This window comes from Paraburkholderia sp. NMBU_R16 (genome assembly GCF_013282575.1).
Taxonomy (GTDB): Bacteria; Pseudomonadota; Gammaproteobacteria; order Burkholderiales; family Burkholderiaceae; genus Trinickia.
Map to the genome: position 1 here is coordinate 18966 of NZ_JAAAYE010000012.1, position 19561 is coordinate 38526.

19 protein-coding genes are annotated in these 19561 nt (G+C 64.0%); 5 read left to right on the plus strand and 14 right to left on the minus strand.

What is annotated here, in order from left to right; translation table 11 throughout:
* Positions 1-121 precede the first annotated feature (121 nt).
* The 3 genes from GWC77_RS08150 to GWC77_RS08160 all read left to right on the plus strand — a co-directional run bounded on the left by GWC77_RS08150 (position 122) and on the right by GWC77_RS08160 (position 2854).
* Positions 122-556: a hypothetical protein gene (locus GWC77_RS08150; RefSeq protein WP_173256397.1), complete on the plus strand. Its 435-nt coding sequence runs from the start codon at positions 122-124 to the stop codon at positions 554-556.
* A 261-nt stretch (positions 557-817) separates the two neighbouring features.
* Complete coding sequence (locus tag GWC77_RS08155) at positions 818-1996, plus strand: porin (protein WP_173256398.1); 1179 nt, start codon at positions 818-820, stop codon at positions 1994-1996.
* 105 nt (positions 1997-2101) lie between these two features.
* A complete protein-coding gene (locus GWC77_RS08160; RefSeq protein ID WP_173256399.1) occupies positions 2102-2854 on the plus strand; it encodes a 2-keto-4-pentenoate hydratase in 753 nt (250 codons plus the stop codon).
* A gap of 75 nt (positions 2855-2929) precedes the next feature.
* On the opposite strand, the gene GWC77_RS08165 is transcribed toward GWC77_RS08160, so the two are convergent.
* The 9 genes from GWC77_RS08165 to GWC77_RS08205 form a co-directional block, all read right to left on the minus strand.
* A complete protein-coding gene (locus GWC77_RS08165) occupies positions 2930-4456 on the minus strand; it encodes a sensor domain-containing diguanylate cyclase (protein WP_173256400.1) in 1527 nt (508 codons plus the stop codon).
* Positions 4457-4630: 174 nt separating this feature from the next.
* Positions 4631-5569 carry a malonate decarboxylase subunit epsilon gene (gene mdcH, locus GWC77_RS08170; RefSeq protein WP_173256484.1) on the minus strand — a complete coding sequence of 313 codons (939 nt, stop codon included), beginning with the start codon at positions 5567-5569 and terminating at the stop codon, positions 4631-4633.
* Positions 5569-6240, minus strand: a complete 672-nt coding sequence (locus GWC77_RS08175) for a malonate decarboxylase holo-ACP synthase (RefSeq protein WP_367949019.1) — start codon at positions 6238-6240, stop codon at positions 5569-5571. The genes mdcH and GWC77_RS08175 overlap by 1 nt, the downstream gene beginning before the upstream one ends.
* Positions 6237-7052 (minus strand): biotin-independent malonate decarboxylase subunit gamma, encoded by an 816-nt coding sequence (mdcE, locus tag GWC77_RS08180; protein ID WP_173256401.1) that lies wholly within the window; start codon positions 7050-7052, stop codon positions 6237-6239. Before mdcE ends, GWC77_RS08175 begins: the two co-directional genes overlap by 4 nt.
* The gene (locus tag GWC77_RS08185; RefSeq protein WP_173256402.1) at positions 7049-7978 is read right to left on the minus strand and encodes a biotin-independent malonate decarboxylase subunit beta; all 930 of its coding nucleotides are present in this window, start codon (positions 7976-7978) and stop codon (positions 7049-7051) included. The genes mdcE and GWC77_RS08185 overlap by 4 nt, the downstream gene beginning before the upstream one ends.
* Complete coding sequence (locus GWC77_RS08190) at positions 7975-8310, minus strand: malonate decarboxylase subunit delta (RefSeq protein ID WP_173256403.1); 336 nt, start codon at positions 8308-8310, stop codon at positions 7975-7977. Before GWC77_RS08190 ends, GWC77_RS08185 begins: the two co-directional genes overlap by 4 nt.
* On the minus strand, positions 8298-9224 hold the full coding sequence (locus GWC77_RS08195; RefSeq protein ID WP_367949020.1) for a triphosphoribosyl-dephospho-CoA synthase: 927 nt from the start codon (positions 9222-9224) through the stop codon (positions 8298-8300). The genes GWC77_RS08190 and GWC77_RS08195 overlap by 13 nt, the downstream gene beginning before the upstream one ends.
* 3 nt (positions 9225-9227) lie before the next feature.
* On the minus strand, positions 9228-10910 hold the full coding sequence (gene mdcA, locus GWC77_RS08200) for a malonate decarboxylase subunit alpha (RefSeq protein WP_173256404.1): 1683 nt from the start codon (positions 10908-10910) through the stop codon (positions 9228-9230).
* Between the two features lie 58 nt (positions 10911-10968).
* Positions 10969-11754 (minus strand): GntR family transcriptional regulator, encoded by a 786-nt coding sequence (locus tag GWC77_RS08205; protein WP_254366875.1) that lies wholly within the window; start codon positions 11752-11754, stop codon positions 10969-10971.
* A 125-nt stretch (positions 11755-11879) separates the two neighbouring features.
* Between GWC77_RS08205 and GWC77_RS08210 the strand changes: the two genes are divergently transcribed.
* The gene (locus GWC77_RS08210) at positions 11880-13178 is read left to right on the plus strand and encodes an MFS transporter (protein WP_173256405.1); all 1299 of its coding nucleotides are present in this window, start codon (positions 11880-11882) and stop codon (positions 13176-13178) included.
* A gap of 17 nt (positions 13179-13195) precedes the next feature.
* Here GWC77_RS08210 and GWC77_RS08215 read toward each other — a convergent pair whose 3' ends face one another.
* Complete coding sequence (locus GWC77_RS08215) at positions 13196-14734, minus strand: SH3 domain-containing C40 family peptidase (RefSeq protein ID WP_173256406.1); 1539 nt, start codon at positions 14732-14734, stop codon at positions 13196-13198.
* A 32-nt stretch (positions 14735-14766) separates the two neighbouring features.
* A complete protein-coding gene (locus tag GWC77_RS08220) occupies positions 14767-15681 on the minus strand; it encodes a phosphorylase (RefSeq protein WP_173256407.1) in 915 nt (304 codons plus the stop codon).
* Between the two features lie 317 nt (positions 15682-15998).
* Here GWC77_RS08220 and GWC77_RS08225 point away from each other — a divergent pair, with 317 nt between their 5' ends.
* Entirely contained in the window at positions 15999-17123 is a 1125-nt protein-coding gene (locus tag GWC77_RS08225; protein WP_173256408.1) for a hypothetical protein, read from the plus strand.
* Positions 17124-17142: 19 nt separating this feature from the next.
* Here GWC77_RS08225 and GWC77_RS08230 read toward each other — a convergent pair whose 3' ends face one another.
* From GWC77_RS08230 to GWC77_RS08240, 3 genes are all read right to left on the minus strand, one after another.
* Entirely contained in the window at positions 17143-17421 is a 279-nt protein-coding gene (locus GWC77_RS08230; RefSeq protein ID WP_173256409.1) for a hypothetical protein, read from the minus strand.
* A 142-nt stretch (positions 17422-17563) separates the two neighbouring features.
* Positions 17564-18532 (minus strand): type II secretion system F family protein, encoded by a 969-nt coding sequence (locus GWC77_RS08235; RefSeq protein ID WP_173256410.1) that lies wholly within the window; start codon positions 18530-18532, stop codon positions 17564-17566.
* Positions 18533-18579: 47 nt separating this feature from the next.
* Complete coding sequence (locus GWC77_RS08240) at positions 18580-19557, minus strand: type II secretion system F family protein (protein ID WP_173256411.1); 978 nt, start codon at positions 19555-19557, stop codon at positions 18580-18582.
* Between the last annotated feature and the right edge of the window lie 4 nt (positions 19558-19561).

A 19561-nucleotide genomic window follows, 5' to 3' on the forward strand; every position in this document is an offset into this window, starting at 1 on the left:
TCGAGTGCGTCAATGTCGGCTTCGTCGCGTTGCCGGGAACGGCGGATCGCTCGTTGTCCATCTGCGCAATCCGCCTCGTCGCGCGTTTCGCCGGACGGTTCGATCGACTCCATCCACTTGCATGAACAAGTATCTCGTTACTGCCACCGCCGCCGCTTTTGCCGTAGCGCTGCCCCGGGCGGGCGCATGCGCGCAGCTCGACGACGCGCTCCATTGCAATGTATCGGCGCATACGTTTATCCACAGCCTGATCGACGCCGGACAGATCGATAGCGAGCCGACGCGCGTGGAATCGAATTCCATCAACGCTTTCGACCTCGTCAAAGGGGTGGACTTGCACGCGTTCGGCTACCCGGTGTTCGCGATAGTCGGCTACGAGGAGGGCGATCCGATCTTTCGCAAGGGCAGCGGCACCCGTCTTTCGCGTTCCGCGTACGGCGCCGTGGTGTGGGGCTCGACGCCAAAGGTCAAGGCCGCGGTCGATGCGGCGCACAGCAATGCGATCGTGCACCACGTCGCGCCGTTCATCACCGCCATTTTTTGCGATCGGGATTGAGGCCGGCGTTTACCGCCCGCGCAGCGCCGTGTCAAACGGTCGTTTGATGGGCGAGTGGCGATTGGGCAACGACTCCGAGCGCGACGTTCGTCTCCCGATAGACGCAACGGATCAGTCATGCCACCATCGTTCCCATGACTGACTGACTGACGGCGTCAGGCCGGCCAAACAACAAAAACGCAACAAAAACGCAACAAAAACGCAACAAAAACGCAACAAAAACGCAACAAAAATGACCCAAGCGGACGGTTGGGAGGCTTCATGAAAAAGCATATCGTGGCGCTGGCGGTGCTGACGGCATTCGCCGGGCCTGCGTTCGCGCAGAACAGTGTGACGCTTTACGGTCTGATCGACGAAGGCTTCGACTTTACGAACAACGTACTCGGTCATCACGACTACGAGTTGCAAAGCGGCTTGGTGCAGGGCAGCCGATGGGGGCTCAAGGGCACCGAATCGCTCGGTAGCGGTCTCAAAGCGGTGTTTCAGCTCGAAAACGGTTTCAATCTGAGCAATGGACGTCTGGGCCAGGGCGGCCTGATGTTCGGCCGGCAGGCTTATGTGGGGCTGGCCAGCGATTCCTACGGCACGCTGACGGTAGGCCGCCAATACGATTCGGTCGTGGACTTCCTCGCGCCGACGACGGCCAACGGCAGTTGGGGCGGTCTGCTGTTCTCGCATCCTTTCGATAACGACAACACCGACAACACGTTCCGCGTCAACAATACCGTCAAGTATTTGAGCCCCGATTTCGCGGGCGCGCAATTCGGCGGTACTTATAGCTTCAGCAATAGTACGAACTTCGCCAATAATCGCCAATACAGCATTGGCGGGCAATATGCGAATGCCGGATTGCTCTTTGCCGCCGCTTACTTGCAGGCGAACAATCCTTCCGCCAATGCAACGGGGGCGATCGGCAATGGCGGCGATTCCAATTTTGTAGCAAGCCGGCTGCGTATTTTCGGCGCGGGCGTCAACTATACATTTGGCCCGGCGACCGCGGGCTTCGTCTACACGAATGCGGACGTACGCGATCCGACTGCCAATGGCTATCTCAATCAGATGACGACGGGCGAGACGCTCGCGCCGGTCACCGGGCCGCTGGCCGGTGCGGCCGTGACCTCGATCCGGTTCCAGAACTTCGAGATCAACGGCAAGTATCAGCTCACGCCCACGCTCTATGTCGGCGCGCAATATGTTTATACGCTGGAGACGTACAACACCGCGCTCGGCAGCGCCAGACCGAGGATTCATTCGTTCGGTTTGATGGCCGATTACAACCTTTCCAGACGGACCGATGTCTATATCCAGGGCGCGTTCCAAAAAGTCGGAGGCGACGCGACCGGCTCGAGCCTCGATAATGCCTACGTGCCGGGCGCGGCCGACTTGTCGGGCAGCTCCCGGCAGGTGGTCGGACGTGTCGGCCTTCGTCATAAGTTCTGATCCTCCGACGGAGTCGGGGCGGGGTGGGCCCGTTGTTTGCGAACGCGCTGACGAGACGCTGGCCCGGTGCCACCGCAGGCCATTCGAATTGAGGAGACGCGAATCATGACCCCGACACAAACGCTCGCCGCTCAACTGATCGAAGCACATCGCACGCATCGGTTGATCGATGCGGCATCGATCGGTGCGTTGACGCCCGCGGATGCCGACGAAGCCTACGTCGTCCAACAATCGGTGCTCGCCGAGTTGGGCGGATGCGCCGGTTACAAGATCGGAGCGGCCTCGCCCACCGCCGAGCCGTCCTATGCGCCATTGCCCGCGCGCCGCGTTTTCGGCGCGGCGAAGGGCGTGCGCCTGGCCGACTACACGCGGCTCGGGCTCGAGCTCGAGATCGCGTTCAGCTTTGCCGAGGATATCGACAGGACGTTCGCCGAGCGGGCCGAAGACACGCTGGACGCGATCGATACGATGTCGGTGGTCGTCGAGGTGGTCGATAGCCGCTATAAAGGGTGGCCCAAGATCGATCCGCTGCTGCAGTTGGCGGATTTGCAGAACAACGGCGCCCTGGTGATCGGGGACTCGCGGCCCTACGACAAGCACTTCGATTTCGCTTCGCCGCAGGTCTCGTTTTGCTGCGGGGAGCACGAGATTTTCAGCGGACGCGCGAAGCATCCCGCCGGCGATCCGCGCCGCCTCGTTGCATGGCTCGTCGCGCAGACCTTGCGCAACGGTCATTCGATTCCCGCGCGTACCGTGCTGACAACCGGCTCGTACACGCCGCTTTATATGGCGAAAGAGCCCGCGCGCGTGCACGGCACGATCGAAGGGTTCGGGAAAATCGAGTTCGAGATCGCATAGCACGCCAGCGTGCAGCGGTTCGGGAAGCGGCGTCGTCCGCTTCCGGAAATCAAAAACGCCGCGGCTGCGCGCCTTTCAGTTCGCCGTGGCGGCCTCGCCCGGCAGCACTTTGTTGCGGCCTGCGGCCTTCGCGTGATAGAGCGCCTCGTCGGCCGCCTTGATCACTTTGGCCGCATCGGTTTGCTCGTCGACATCCCGATCCGGATCCCACGTCGCAAAACCGATGCTCGCCGTCACGCGGCCGAACTCGCTACTCGCATGGGCGATGTCGAGGTTCGCAATTGCATTGCGAATCCGTTCGGCGATTTCGGCAGCCTCGTTCGCCGGCGTGTCGGGCAGCACGATCAGGAATTCCTCGCCGCCGTAGCGTGCCGCGCTGTCGCTCGGCAAACGGATGTTCGCGCTGATGCAGCGCGCGACCTCGAGCAGCGCGTTGTCGCCGGCCTGATGCCCGTAGGTATCGTTGTAGGCCTTGAAGTGATCGATATCGACGAAGAGCAGCGAAAGGGCACGCCGTTCGCGCCGCGCTTCACGCCATTCGCGCTCGAGGATTTCGCCGAGCATGAGGCGGTTGTTCAACCCGGTAAGCCCGTCCACGCGCGCAAGCAGTTTCAATTCGGATTCGGCAAGCAAACGCCGCCGCAGTTGCATGCTCAACATGATGGCGATTGCGACGAACGCCAGCGCGAGCACTACCATCAGTCCGAGGACCGGCAATGCCCGGTGCTGCCAACTGGCGTAGACATCGTCTTCGCCTTGTGCCGTCATGATGATGAGCGGCAACCCTTTCAGGTGCTTGAAGTAGTAGAGCCGGCGCACGCCGTCGATCGAAGCGGTGTCCGTAAAAGTGCCCTCGGGCGCCGACATGAAGCGGCGAAACGTGCTGGCGGACCGGATATTGCGGCCGATGATCTTCGGATCGAACGGTTGGCGCATCACCATCACGCCGTCTTCGCCGATCAGCGACATCGAGCCGTGCGGCCCCAGAGCCAGCCCGGCGAACAAGTCGTGAAAGTACTCGAGATTGATCGCCATGAGCGCGATGCCGGCGAACGAGCCATCGGGGCGCGAGATCCTGCGGCTCAGCGCAATGCTCGGCGAGCCGCCTCGCAACTGAGACTCGAACGGGTCGCTGATGTAAAGCCCGACGTCCGGGCGATTCCGATGGATCTGGAAATACTCGCGGTGGTAAAAGTTGCCGTGCCGGGGCACGGGACCGGCCGCATCGAGGACGATCTTACCTTTCTCGTCGAGCACCAGCACTGAACCCAGATATTGGGCCGTCGTCGCGCGGTCGAAAAGCACGTCCTGGCGCACCTTCGGCGGCAAGCCCATCGTCACCGGATTGCTTACACCGTCGACGACGGCCTGCAGCGAGAGCGCGTAGATTTCGAAATTGCGCGTAATGTCCCGCTCGGCAATCAATGCGAGGCTTTTGGAAATGTCTTCGGCGCGCTCGAATGCGCTGAGCCGCCCCTGATAGAGCGAGACCACCGACAGTGCAACCATGATCATCGCGATGACGATTGCGCCGAGTACGACCCCGCTCGGCCCGCCCCAGCGCGAGAAGACGCTTCTTACTCGTCTGATTCGCGTGCGCATCGTTTTACCGCCATCTGTCTCCACCATTGGGGTGCATTCTCGGACTTCGCTGAGATTCGATCGGATTGACCCTACGATATGGATATATACGCTCTTGCGTCAAGCGGTCCGTTCGATCGAAGCGCGTAGGGCCGGGCATTCTCGCACAATCGAGAATGTGCATCGCCGATGCGTCTATCTGGTTTCTTGGGCGAGGCGTTTACGCAACACCGGAATGAGCCGCGCGTCGGGCATCGCGCACGCCGAAAGCGCGGGGACCTCCGGATAGGCGATTTGTGCGATCGATGTCAGCACCTGGCCGGGAGGCGCTTCGACGAGCACCGTTGCCCCCAGTTCGACAATCGATGTCAGTGCGTCGAACCAACGCACGGTATAGCGCATGTTGGTCGCCAGATCTTCGCGGATCGCGTCCGGGGCGCGCAGCGGCCGTGCCCGGCGATTGCCGATGTAGAGTGCGCGCGGCGCATGAAATGGAATCGGGGCCGCATGCGACAACAGCTCGTCCGATTGAGCCGCAAGCAGCTCGCAATGCGACGGGACGCTGACCGCGAGTCGTCTGGCACGATGCGCGCCCGCTTCGATCGCACGCGCATTGAATGCTTCGAGCGCGTCATCGGAGCCCGCGACGACGATCTGCCGGGGCGCGTTGACGTTGCCGACGTAGACGCGCACTGCATGCTCCTGTGCCATCCGATCGGCCAGTGCCTCGACTTCGTGCTCGGTGAGCCCATCGATGGCGGCAAGGCCGTAGCCGCTCGGGTAGGCGGCTTCCATCAGTTCGGCGCGCCGCTTCACGAGCGCGAGCGCGTCTTCGAACCCGAGCGCGCCGCAGGTCACCGCGGCTGCGTACGCGCCGACGGACAAACCGGCGCACATTGCGATGTCGAAGCCCTCATCGGCGAGACGGCGCGCCGATGCCACACCGGCCACGACGAGGCCGATCTGCACGGCTACGCTCGAGCGCAGCGCATCGGACGTATCGAGCGAGAGGACATCGATCGAAAGCGCCGCCGATGCCTGGTCGACGGTCTCCCGGATGACCCGATGTTCAGGCAGCCGGTGGAGGAAGCCCGGGCTTTGCGCTCCCTGGCCCGGAAAAAGACAGGCGAGCATCATGCGCCCCCAACGGGCGAGAGGTCGAGCGGCTGTGCCGACCAGGGATTGTCGACCAGGCACGGGCCGTTTGGAGTCCTGAGCATCGTGCGCGGTTTGGCCGCGGCCCACTCCGAAAGCGCGATCGCGCCCGCCGGCGTTTCGAGTTGAACGTCGATGCGTGCGCCGGCCATGGCGCCTTCGGCTCGAATGTCCGCCATGAGGGCGGCCGCCTCGCCCGGCGCCATTTCGTCCGGTGCGCGCACGAGTAAATCGAGGTCGCTCGATGCGCTGACGGTGGGTCGACGCGTCGCGAGCTCGAAACCCGCGCTGCCGGTCGGCCCCCATTCGTAACGCGCGAGGCGGCGCACCGCGCACAGCCTGGCGAGGGCGACAAACGCGCCGAGGCTGCGGCGGTCGGCCGAAGGAGACGCGGCCAATAACTGCTCCGGCCCGACGATTGCTTCGATGTCCTGACGATTCGCGTAAGCCGCATAGCGTTGCGTGCGCACGTCGCCGCGGATGCCGATGGGAATCGCATCGTCCGCGCCGACCGCCCGGCGCACCACGGCAAAAGGTATGCGGCTCAGCGCCGTGTGCGCCCAAGCCGGCGCGTCGCTCGCCAGCGATGAGCGATTCAGTTTCAGCAGGTCGTGAGGGCGGACCATCGTGAATGCCACTCCCGCGTTCACGCCGCGTCCCATTGCGCTGCGAGCCGACGTCGTACCTCGATGGAGGCCGCGCGCGTCGATCGGGCCGCTTCGTTGTCGAGCCGTCGGGACAGGTCGCGTTCGCTACTGCCTATGTCGGCGATGGCTTCGACCAGCGCGTCGCGCACGCGGTCGATCTGCGCGGGGGTGGGCGCATCGGCATCGACATCCGTGATGAGACGATCGAGCAGGCCGAGTTTGGCGAAAGCGGACAACGAGTACGACATCGGCGTGACGGTCTCGCCGAGCGCGTCGAGCGCTTCGACCGAGCGGCGCGTGACGCGCGCCGCCGCATCCTTGCCCATTGCGTGGACCATCGTGCCGGGCGCATCGAGCGCCAGGATCCGGTTCGCCTGATACCCGTGCGCGAGGAATGCGCCCGACATCGCCGGGCCCACGATCAGCGCGACGACACGATGCCCTGCTACACGCGCGCTCGCATAGGCATCGACGGCTGCTGCGCAGGCGAGATGAATGCCGAGCATTTCCTCGCGATAGCCATAGGCCTGGCTCTTGACGTCGACGATGGCGACGATCGGGCGAGGCCGTGCGCCCGCGGCATCTTCGTCGATGGCCTGCCGCACCGCACTAGCGAGCAGCCATCCCTGCTCCAGTCCGACCACGTTGTCGCGCGCGCGCACGAAGCGGTTGTGTTCGTCAGGCACGACGGCGATGAAGCGCGTGCGCGTGCCGCCAAGCGGTGCATCGGCGCACCAGACGGGGGCCGGTGTCGCCGGCTCGCCCGCGAGTGCCCGCATCCAGCGCTCGCCGCGGGTCATGGGGGCTTCGTTCATTGGGACTCCTCACGATTCGCTTGTGGCGCGGCGCTCGGCTCGCAAGCGGGGTCATCGCATGCGTCTTGCCGGCCGCACGGGCGGAACAACGCGCGCATTGCCTCGGGTGCGACCGTCGCCGGATCGATGCGCGCGAGGCTGTCCAGATAGCGCTGGACCGCCTCGCTGCGGTGCGGACGCGCCACGCCTTGCGAAAAGGCGACATGCACCGCCGTTGCGATCGCGCTGGCGTCGTCCTCGACGAGCATATCCGCGAAACCCGAAGCGACCCGTTGGGCGCCGCCGATCAACTGCCAGATGCGCAGACGATCGCTGGCGTCGAGTTCGTCGATGCCCGCTTCCTGTTCGATGACCTCCGGGCCATTCATGCCGAGGCGCCCCTGCCGCGTCATGACGAGCCGCGTGCAGAGCGCGGCGGCGAGCGACATGCCGCCGAAGCACCCCACCATACCGGCGATCACGCCGACGACAGGGACGTGGCGGCGCAACGAGACGATGGCGGACTGTATCTCCGCGATGACGGCCAGGCCGAGGTTGGCTTCCTGCAGACGTACGCCGCCGGTTTCGAAGACGATGACGGGGCGCACCGGCCGCCCGTTTTCGCAATCGCGCAGCGCCAGCTCGAGAGCCCCGGCGATTTTGCTGCCCGCCACCTCGCCGATGCTGCCGCCTTGAAACGCCGATTCGATCGCCGCCACGACGGCCGGTACGCCGTCGATGGTGCCGCGCGCGATGACGACACCGTCATCGGCTTGGCAGACGATGCCTTGCAACGGCAGCCAAGGGGAAGTAAGCCGATCGAACGGTCCCAGGAGTTCGCGGAATGTGCCCGCGTCGAGCAAGGCACGAGCGCGTTCGCGCGCACCCAGTTCGATGAAGCTCTCGCGCGCGACGAAGGGCGCGGCCGTGATTGCCTGATCGGTCATCGCGAGGCTCCCGGGTCAGCCGCGTCGCCAGCGTCACGCGCCGCTTGCACGGCCTCTACCGCTTCGGCGAGGCGCAGCGAAACGACACCCGGCGTCGCGCCGAAATCGTTGATTTCGATGCGCACGGCGCCGTCGAAGCGCGAGAAGAAGCGATCGAGCACGCTTTTCCATATATGGCCGTAACCGTCGACGCTCGTTTGAACGGCGACTTGCGTGCGCATTGCGTCGTTCGGCGACAACAGCACTTCGAGATCGCCCGAACCGACCACGCCAACATGTGCGCGCGATGTCACGGCATGTTGCGCGGGATACTCGAACGTTAAATACTCCATTCGTCTGGGCTCCTGCCGGTGCCGTACCGCACCAGCTTGTCGATGAAGAGGGTGGCTGCGAGAAGATCGGCCGCACCGCCCGGCGATGCGTTCATCGCGACGAGGCGGCGATCGAGCCGGTAAAGCGCCGCTCGGCCCGCGAGGCTCGCACTGCCGCCGCAGGCGAGCACTTCGCGTGCGCCGCGTTGGGCGGTCTCGAGGGCTGGCCGGCCTGCGCGATGCAGCAAACAGGTGTCGTCGAGCGAGACCATGATGGCGAGCAGGGCGTCGATGCGCGCGGCGTTTTCGCCGTGACCGCGCCGCCGCGCCGCCTCGAGCGCAGGCAGTCCATGCTCGATGACGTGTGGAAAGCCGTCTTGCGCCTCGCGGCGCGCGCCGCCCACGCCATACCGCTGGCGAACGCGCGCACCGTTGCTGTCAGCCGGCAGCAACGGCGCCGCGTAATCGGGGAAGCAGGCGATTCGCGCACCGTATGCGCAGATGCTGCGAGGCTGCCAGGCGCGTTCGGTGTCGTGCGCGATCGTTGCGCCCGCAACGAGCAGCCCGATGATCCAGATTGCACCGCGATGCGCATTGCTGCCGTCGGTGGCCTCCATCATCGCTCTCTCGCCCGCGCGGCCGAGTGCAGCGAGCTCGCTGCGCAGCGCGGCGGACGGCCGCTGCCCGCGGGTCGCGCGAGCCAATGCGGCGAACGTGGGTTCGAGCGCGTGCGCCGAGCGCAACATGCGCGCGAGATCGAGATCGCGGTGAGCGCCGCTGCCGCGCCGGTCCACGAGCGCGGGTTTCGGCGTCAACTGCGCTTCCTCGATCAGCGACTCGAGCGCAAACGCGGCGAGCAGGGACGCCGGATTGGCCGCGCTGTCGCGAAGCTCTCGGGCGGTGTTCGCCGGGACGCGCATCGGGGCGGGGGGCACGGGTTACCAGCTCCTGAAACGGGCAGGGGGCGCGTACAGACCGCCCGACCATGCCACGAGATCGTCGATGCTGCGTGCCGCGAGCAGAGAGCGTTTCGCCTGTGCGCGACGGATACCGAGGTCTTCCGGATAGGCGACGATGCCGCGCCGCCGCAACTCGGCCGTGCGCTCCGGCTTTGCGCGCAGGCCGATCGGCGTCACGCCGGCCACGGCCGCGAGCGCGGCGCGCCGCTCCTCGATACCTTGGGCCTTGTGCAGATAGGCGATGCCTTCTTCCGTGACCACGTGGCTGACGTCGTCGCCATAAATCATGACGGGCGCGATCGCCATGCCGCTTTTTGCACCCACGGCCACGGCGTCGAGTTCGTCGACGAAAGTCGGCTCTCCGCCTTTTTTGTACGTCTCGGCCAGCTGGACGACGAGCTTGTGGCCACGCGCGATCTCCGCGCGTTCGGCGCCCGCGGCCGGCGCCTGCGCCGTCAGAAGCTTCAGCCACGGTTGAGTCGCATGACGGCGCCCGCGCGGATCGTGGCCCATGTTCGGCGCGCCGCCGAATCCCGCCAGCCGCCCGCGCGTGACCGTCGACGAATTGGCATCGGCGTCGATCTGCAGCGTCGAGCCGATAAAGAGATCGACGCCGTACTGCCCCGCCAGTTGGCACAGCACGCGGTTCGAGCGCAGGCTGCCGTCGCTGCCGGTGAAGAATACGTCGGGCCGCGCGGCGATATAGGCTTCCATGCCGACTTCGCTGCCGAAGCAATGAACGCTCTCGACCCAGCCGGATTCGATCGCCGGGATCAACGTGGGATGCGGGTTCAGCGTCCAGTTACGGCAGATCTTGCCCTTCAGGCCCAACTCGGCGCCATAGGTCGGCAAGATCAATTCGATCGCAGCCGTGTCGAACCCGATGCCGTGATTCAGCGACGTGACGCCGTAGGCTTCGTAGATGCCGCGTATCGTCATCATCGCGGTGAGCACCTGCAAATCGCCGATATGCCGGGGATCGCGTGTGAAAAGCGGTTCGACGGCAAACGGCCGGTCCGCAACGACTACGACATCGACCCACGAGCCGGGAATGTCGACGCGCGGCAAGACGTCGACTATTTCGTTGACCTGAACGATCACGATGCCGTGCCGGAATGCGGCCGCTTCGGCAATCGTCGGCGTGTCCTCGGTGTTCGGTCCCGTATAGAGGTTGCCGTGACGGTCGGCCTTTTCGGCGCACAGCAGCGCTACGTGCGGCGTCAGATCGACGAACATGCGCGCATAGAGTTCGACATAGGTATTGATGGCGCCGATTTCGAGTTGACCGTCTTCGAGCAGTTGCGCAACGCGCAGGCTCTGCGGCCCTGCGAACGAGAAGTCGACCTTGTGCGCGATACCGCGCTCGAACAGCGTCAGATGCTCGGGGCGGCTGATGCTCGAAATCAGCAGGTGCACCCCGCTGACCGTCGCCGGATCCACTTGCGCGAACGAGCGCGAGAGAAAGTCCGCCTGCTTCTGGTTGTCCCCTTCGAGGGCCACGCGGTCGCCGGGGCGAATCAGCGCTTCGAGTGCGTCGACGATGCGCTCGCGAGGTAACACCCCGTCGGCGAGCCACGGCGAAACGACGGCCATGCGCCGCGCCTTTTCGTCCCGCAAGGTGGTCCATGAGCGTTTGGCGGTCGTGTCGGCAACGGAATTCATCGGCAAGTCGGCTCGGGTTGGCTCGAAATGGGTCGCTCGGTGAGGGAGCGCACGGCGATCAGTCTTTCAGCAAATTTGGCGCCGCCGCGCGGCGCTTGCGTGCCGCGTTGGCATTCGTTGTAGCGACGCCAGATGCGTTCATGCTCTCGTTCCCGCTTTCGCTCAGGAGGCGGTAGAGCAATTCTCCGGTACCGAGCAAATGCGCGCTCAGCAATTTCTGCGCCGTGGGGACGTCGCGCTTGCGCACCGCCCGCATCAACGCCGCATGCTCGCGGTCGGACACGCTTTTGTGATCGGGCAGGCCGAACTTGACGCGCAGGTAGCGCTCGCCGCGGCGATGCAGCGTGGTGATGAGTTCGATGAGCTGCGGGCGCCGCGACGGCGCGTAGAGGCTCATATGAAACGCTTCGTTGCGCGCGACGTAGAGCGCCGGATCGGGCTCCAGGCGCGCCGCTTCGCAAAGCGCTTGAGCGTCGTGCAGTGTAGCGTCGGTGTGCGCCGGAATCGCGCAGGCGATGGCGAGGCTTTCCAGCGAGGCCCTGATCTCGTAGATCTCGCGTGCTTCGTCGGCGCTCAACGGAGCCACTGTCGCGCCCTTGTTCATTTCGACCTTCGCCCAGCCCTCGGTTTCGAGCTGGCGCAGCGCCTCGCGAACCGGAATCGCGCTGACAGAGAAGTGACGCGCGAGCGCGTCTTGCCGGAGCGGCGCACCGGGTGCAAGCGTGCCGTCGACGATGGCCGCGCGTAACGCGTCGGCCACCATTTTCGCGGCACTCGTGCGCGGTGCGATCGACAGGGTGCCCCGCGGCAGCGCGTCGCCGGTGCCCGAGGGTAAACGATCCATTGCTTCGTTCATCATGCTCGATATTATATACAAAATATTCGATATAGGAATGGGACAAACCCTTGCGGTATGCAGGGGGAGTTCCGCGGGGCTGAACCGTCGAACGGTACCTTAGGAGGAGTTTGATGAATTCGATAACCGATAGCGCGCGCGCCGCGCGACGTCGCACGCCGCTCAACCGTTCGCAGATTGCGGGCTTCTGGGGCGCGTGGGCCGGATGGACGCTGGACGGGATGGACTCGTTCATCTATGCGTTGGTGCTGACGCCCGCGCTGACGGAATTGCTGCCGCGTTCCGGCTACGCGGCAACGCCGGCCAACATCGGGCTCGCGGGCTCGATTCTCTTTGCTCTGTTTCTCGTGGGCTGGGGGTTGTCCTTCATCTGGGGGCCGCTCGCCGACCGCTTCGGGCGCACCAAGGTGCTCGCCGGGACGATCTTCACGTTCGCTATTTTCACGGGTCTTTCCGCCACCGCACACGATGTATGGCAACTCGGCTTCTATCGATTCCTGGCGGGGGTCGGCATCGGCGGCGAATGGGCGCTTGCGGGCACGTACGTCGCCGAAGCATGGCCCGAGGATCGCCGCAAGATGGGCGCGGGCTACCTGCAGACCGGATACTATGCGGGCTTTTTCCTCGCGGCCGCACTCAATTACACCATTGGCGTGCATTTCGGCTGGCGCGCGATGTTTTTGACGGGCGCTGTCCCGGTCGTCGTCGCCATTCTGATCCTGCTGCGCGTGAAAGAGCCGGAGAAGTGGCAGAAGGTCGAAGCGCGCGTCGTGCACTCGCACCCGCTGCGTGAAATTCTCGGCGCCGGCTATCGGCGCCGAACCTGGGTGGCCTGCGCATTGCTGACCATTGCCATCGTCGGGCTCTGGGCCGGTGCCGTTTATGAGCCGTCGGCCGTCATCCAGCTCGCCGTCAAGGCCGGGATGGGCAAGGCCGATGCGATCAAGACGGCATCGCTCGCAACGGGTCTCCTGTCGATCGGCACGATTCTGGGCTGCCTCGCGTTGCCGCCGCTCGCCGAGCGCATCGGCCGTAAAAAGACGCTCGCCTTCTACTTTAGCGGCATGGCTGTTTCGATCGTCGGAAGCTTCGGCTGGGCCTTCTATTTACCGAACGGCCTTGCGCCGTTCATTGCATGGCTTTTTGCGCTGGGCTTTTTTGGCGGAAACTTCGCGCTGTTCAGTCTGTGGTTGCCCGAGCAGTTCGAAACGCGCGTCCGGGCAACGGCGTTCGCCTTTTGTACTTCGTTCGGCCGTTTCGTCGGCGCCGGGGTGAATTTTCTGCTCGGCGCCGCCGTCGTGCAGACGCACACGCTGGGCGTGCCCGTTGCGCTGACGGCGATTGCGTTCGTCGTCGGCCTTTTCATCATTCCGTTCGCACCGGAGACGCGTGGCGAGACGTTGCCGCAATAGAGGCAGGAGCGCGCCCGTCAACCCGCCGCGTTGTCCTCCTCGGGGGCGGTTGTTGCGCTCCTCGGCTCGCCGAGGATGCTGATTTTGAACACCGGGGTGGCCGCAAGCGATTGCAGAAGCGGATCTTCCGGAATGCTCAATAAAAGCGGAAAAATCACCGAGCCGCCGATAACGGCGCGCCGGCTGTTATCGGCCGGCCGCAGGCCCCAGATGTCCTGATAGACGAGCGGAACGGTCTGGCCGTCTCGAACCGTATTGCCCAGGTAGAGCATGACGTGGCCTCCGATATAGACGAGCGTGCGCATCGGCGCGCCATGCTGGACGAGGAATGCAATGCGCTCGGCGGGCGTCGCGTCGGATAGATCGGTCATGCGGCCCGCGCCCATCTGGGTCGATGAATGGCGCGGCAACCATACGCCGAACGCGGCAAAGATGCTCTGCAGTTCCGACGAGCAATCGTTATAAAGGCCGACGTTGCCCCAACCGTACGGGCGCCCGATCAGTGCTTTCATGAGCAGCGCCAAATGTCTCGGCGTTGCGGCGAACGGCATCGGCGCGATCTCGGAAGTGCGCAGTGTGGCGCGATGGAGGACGGCATGACCGTCGATGTCGCGCACGGGGACCCATACCGGATAAGCGCCCGTTTGGGCCACGCCAGCAGCCGGCAAACTCGGCGTCGCCAACGGCAGCAGGGTGCCTGCGGGGGCGTAAAAGCGGAACGCGCCGGTGTCGTCGCTGACCGGGACCGACGCGGCGATGACCGCGCCCCATGCCGCGCGCGCGGCCGCACGCCATCGCGTGACGAAGGCTTCGTCGACGCTCGCGACACCCGGCGCCTGCACCCATCCCTGCACATCGGGTGTCTGGACGTAAGCCCAGGCGCGATCCGCGCTGCGGCCGATCACATAGAGCGGCGTGCCGGGCCTGACGGCCGTCACCTGCAGGTTATCGAACGGATAACCCTCGCCGGCGATCTGGTGCGAGTAGTACGACGGGTCGGTCGTCGGGAGTTCGCGCACGAATAGATTGTCGGTTGCGATCGCGCGCGCCGCGTCCCGGTAGCTCGGGGCTTGCGTGAACTGTGCGATATCCATGTTCGTTTCGATGGAATCGATCCACGCGGCGGTATGCGGCCGATAGTTCTGTCCATAGCCGATGCGCCGTTCGCTCTTGCCCGTGTTGTCGTAAAGCGCGATGTGCCTGCGTTGGAGATCGGCGATATCCGTTCCCCCCTGACCGTAGAGCCGCGCCGCGATGAACGCGCCGTTCCACGGCGAAGGAGCGTTGGCTTGCGTGCCGAAGTAGCGCGCGTAGAGCGCGTCGAGATGGGCCCGTTGCTCGCGCGAGTTCAGAAACGGCTGATCGTAGTTGGGGCTCGAGGGGTCGATCCAGCGGTCGACATTTTGGTCGTAAGCCGCGAGCGGGAACAGCGCGATGGGATCGCGATAGACCGCCTCGCGCGAACTCGGCGATAGGGACGCACATGCCGCGAGCGCAATACACAGCGACGCGATCGCCATGCGAGCCGCGCCGCGGAAAAGACAGGTTTTCGACATCGTCAAGCAGTCCGGAGAATCGGCGCGTACGCTCATGCCGACGATACACCGGACCGAGGTGCACGCGCGACGCGGCGCAGCACTTCCAACGGGCCGAGCTGCCGGATCGTATCCAGTTGTGCGGCATCACGTACGACGAGCGAACCGGCGAAGCCCAGCGCATTGATCGAAATGCCTTCGACGCATTCGGTCGTCCGCGGCACGAGCAGCATCCAGCGCGGAGTGAACAGCAGGCTATAGGGCGCGCGCTGCGGCGGGCAAGCCGAAGCGTCGTGGCGCTCGACGCCGAGTTCGAGCGCGTCAAGTAGTGCCTCATAGCGCTCGAACGCCACCCATGCGGCATGCTCGGGCGCCGAGGGCGTAAGCCAGGTGAATGCATGCTCGAAAGGCAAGTGCGGCAGCGTACTGGCCTGCTCGCCCTGCTGCGCATCGGCAAAAAGCGTTTCGATCGGTACGCCCGTGCCGTCCAGGCCGAGCGGCAACGGCAAGATCTGCATGTGTTTGTGCCGCTGACTCGCTCCGGCTGCATCCCCGCCGTTATAGAAGCCGAGGCCGTCGAATTCGGCGAGGCAGGCACACCACGCTTCGAAATCGGCCAAGCCGAGCAGGTTCTCCTGCTCCTCGAAGGCACGCGTGGGGATCACGAGGTGGTGCTCGACGATATTGAATTTATTTAGCAGCGCGACATGCGTTGCCGATACATCGGCCACAAATAGATCCGGATCGTAAGGGAGGAACGGATCGGCCGAAGGCGCATCGCGTTCGCCCGCCTTATGCGCGAGGCTCGACACTTGCCGTATCACGAAGCGCACGCCGCAAGCCTCGACGGTCGTCGCGACGGTATCGATCGAATGCAACGCACCCGACTCGATGGCATGTTTCGTTCGGCGCACGATCGAAGGCCAAAGCGTACCGGGCGTAAACGGTGTAAACGTGGAAAGCGGCATGGCGGAAAAGGGACAAAAGGCGTTGGGCCGGTCTCGCCATTGTGGCGCAAATCGCCCCCAGCCCGCGATTCGAACGATGAAACGCGGGTAAAGCGTTCGATGGCTCACATCGTTGGGCGCACGGTGACGCCAACATGGCGAAAACGGCAGGGTAATAGTGAAGATAATCGTGAAACCAACCAAAGAGAGCCTGCATTGCCATCGGACCCGGGTCGGCGAATCCGGTACGGGGGCCGCGCCGCTCGATGCATATGTACCGCCCTGGCGGGCACGGGGATTGCGTCGGCGGTCGTGTTTCAGGGCGGCGGATACCGCAAATGACGAGACGACACATCTCTGATCCTTGGCGCATCGCAGATTTGCAGCGCACAGCATCCCGGCAGATCATGCCGTGCTCGCTCGTCTATCTCGACAGCGGGGCAGCTGCGAGCCCGAACTGGCGGGGCAAGGATCCCACTTCGTATGTGCGGCAGGCCGTATGCCTGAACAGGTCGCTGCTGCGCGCCGGCATGCCCCGGCTCAATATCTATACGAATGCTGTCGATACGGTTCACGCCGTGCTTGCGGCGACGCCCGAAGACGCTCGGCCTGTCGTGCATGAGCTGGAGACGACCCATACGGCTCTGCCCAAGACCACGCCGTTTTATGCGGCGCATTTCAAACTCGATTTGATGGCGCAAGTGGCGAAGCGCATGCCGCGCGACACGCTGTTTTTATTGCTCGATACCGATATGGTGGCGTTACGCCCGCTTGCACGCGGGATCGTGGACCGGGCGGCGACGCTCGGCGCGGGTGTCTTCGATATTTCGGATCAGGTGTTTCCGGCGTATGGCAGTCCGCGCGTCATTGCCGATCTGGAGATTGCGGCGGGGCGGTCCCTGGTCAATCCGCGCTGGTACGGCGGCGAGTTTTTACTGTGTACCGCGACATTTCTCGAGCGCCTCGTCGATCAGGCGCGGCCTTGTTTCCGCCGTTATATCGACGAAATCGGCCACCTCAATCATCATGGCGACGAAGCGTTCATTTCGGCGGCGCTTTGCCTGCTCGTGGAACAGGGGCAATCGGTCGTGGAAGTCGGAGCCTATCAGGCCGTGGGTCGCCATTGGCCGGGCAATACACACCGTAATCTCTATTGGTTCAGCCGGTGCGAGTTCCTGCACCTGCCCGGCAGTAAGGCGCTCATCGAACGCGAGGCGCGCTATGCCGAATTCGATCCGGCCCGCTTATGGCGTGCGCTTTCGTATCGGCATCGCCTCGGGCAGATCCGCGCCGCGGCGAAGCTGCTTTTGCAGGCGTTCATGCGGACACCGGCTCCCGATATTGGCGAACAGCCGCGCCAGGTGCGCGACGCGCGCGACGCGGCCGGAATCATCCCCGGCGAAGGCGATGCTTCGAGAACGCGCAACCTGCAAGCGGAGTCCGGTCGGGCAGGTGGCCGTTAGATCGCCGGCCGGCGCGGGGCTAACCGCCGAAAGGATCGCGGACGTCTTTCGCCTCGCTGTCGTCGAATAGGTTGTATTCGGAGCGGACTGCTTTCAGCACCTCGGCGACGAACCGTTCGTAACCCACCGCATTGCCGAAATGCTTCATCGTCCAATTACAGCCTGAAGCATCGGGCTCTTGTTTGTGCGGCCGGGGCACGCTTATCTTGACGCCGTCCTCTACGATTTCGTGGATGCGGTGGATCCGACGGGACACCTCATCCCGCAAGCGGGAAGCATTGAGCGTTTTACGAATCACGGCTGGCTCCTTCGATGCACGCATGGGTTGAATGTTTGTTTACCATGTCGTGCCGCGAAGGGCCAAGTCGTTTCGATGTGGTTGGGTTGGTGGCTCGGCGTTAGCGTTTGGGGTCTCGTGATCTGCCCTTCGCTCAATGTATTCAACCGCCTGAGCCTGTCATGGTCGGCAGGAGGACCCGATAGACGTGAATGAACGCGGGTCCCAGCAATACGGTCAGCAACGCCGGGAAGATGCAGAACGCGAGCGGGATCAGGAGCTTCAGTGCGATTTTGGCGGCCTGCTCCTCGGCGCGCATGCGCCTGCGCGTGCGCAGCGTATCCGAGAGCACGCGCAGCGAATCCGCGATGCTCGTACCGAAGCGTTCGGCCTGAATCAGCATGGTCGCGAATGAATCGATGTCATCGACACCGGTGCGCAGCGCCAGATTGCGCAACGCTTTTTCGCGTGTGAATCCGGAGCGCATTTCAATCAGCATTAGCTCGAGCTCGCTCGCGACGACGACACTGCGTATCTTGATTTCCTCGCAGACCTTCATGAGCCCCGCATCGAGACTGAGACCCGCTTCGATGCAGACCGTCAGCAGATCGAGCGCATCGGGAAAGTCCTCGAAGATCGTGCGCTTGCGCGACTTCACGCGCCGCCTGAGGATGGTATTGGGCAAATAGTTGCCGCAGGCGCCGAGCACGACGAGCACCCCCGCCATTTCCATCGGCGTACTCGCGAGCGACGTGCGGGTGAGCCACGGCAACGCCGCCAGGGGAAGCAGTAGGGCAAGGGCTGTTTTCGCCGCGAAATAGAGGGCCGCGGCATTCGGCGAGCGCCAGCCCGCATTCATCAGGAGGACGCGCAGGGCAGAGTTTTCCCATCCTTCCTTGGGGGTAGAGAGCTTGGCGATCGGCTGAGAGATATCGGCGATCTTCTGCAGCCAGGCGCCGGTGGTCGTCTCTTCGGCAGCCGACAGCCCAGACGGGGAGATGCCTCCAGCCTGCTCGATGCGCTTTTTCATGTCACGAGGCGACATGATCAGCATGGCGCTTAAAACGCCCGCAGACACGAATGCAAAGAGGCCGATAAAAAGCAGTATGTTCATGGAGTTGGGCGATTGCACGATGGATCCTCCTTGCTGTCATCGACCGCGCCTCACTGGCGCGGATGTCATACGCGGATGCGAATGATGCGGCGCATCGAATAGATGCCAGCCACCATCAAAAAGGCCATCACGCCGATCACTTTGAAGCCTGCGGGGTCGGTCCACAGGACTTCGAGAAACGAACGGTTGAGGACCGACATGGCGCCGGCCGTGATAAAGGGCAGCAAGCCGAGCACCCATGCCGATAACTTGCCTTCGGCAGACAGCACGCGGACCTTGTCGAAGAGCTTGAACCGCTCGCGGATAAGAAACGCGATGCCGTCGAGCACTTCGGCGAGGTTGCCGCCCGTTTCGCGCTGGATCAGCACGGCGATCACGAAGTAGCGTAAATCCCGTATCGGAACGCGCTTGGCGAGGTTCAGCAAAGCATCGTTGAGCGGAACCCCGTAGTTGATTTCATCGAACACGATGCGGAATTCCCCGGCTGCGGGTTCGGTGAACTCCGTGGCCACCATGTCGAGCGCGCTCGGAAACGAATGGCCGGCGCGCAGCGCGCGGCTGATGGCATCGGCAGCCTCAGGCAATTGCTTTTCGATCTGCGCGAGCCGCTTGGCTCGGCGACGGCGGACATGGAGGTAGGGCAATGCACCCGTTGTGAGCGCAACCAGCGGAACGAAGAGAACGGGCACCGGGAGAAGCAAGCCGACGAACAACACGATGACAGGCAAGGCCGCACTGGTTGCGATGAGCCGGGAACAGGACCAACTCATGCCCGATTGATGGATGAATAAATCGAGCGTCTGCATGCGAGGCAACTGCACCAGAAGCTTTTCGAGCGTGTTCGATTCGCGCAGCATCCGGTCCTTCAGGATCGTCAGGCGTTCCTTTTGCACTTGTCCGCCGGCCGAGAGCGTGCGGATGCGGGATTCAATGCGGCGCGCAGCAGGGCCATGACGGCTATTCCACCAAAGGTAGCCGCCTTCGAGCGCAAGCACGACGGCTACGAACAGCAAGACGATAAACGCGTAGAAAATCGGGTCCATCTCG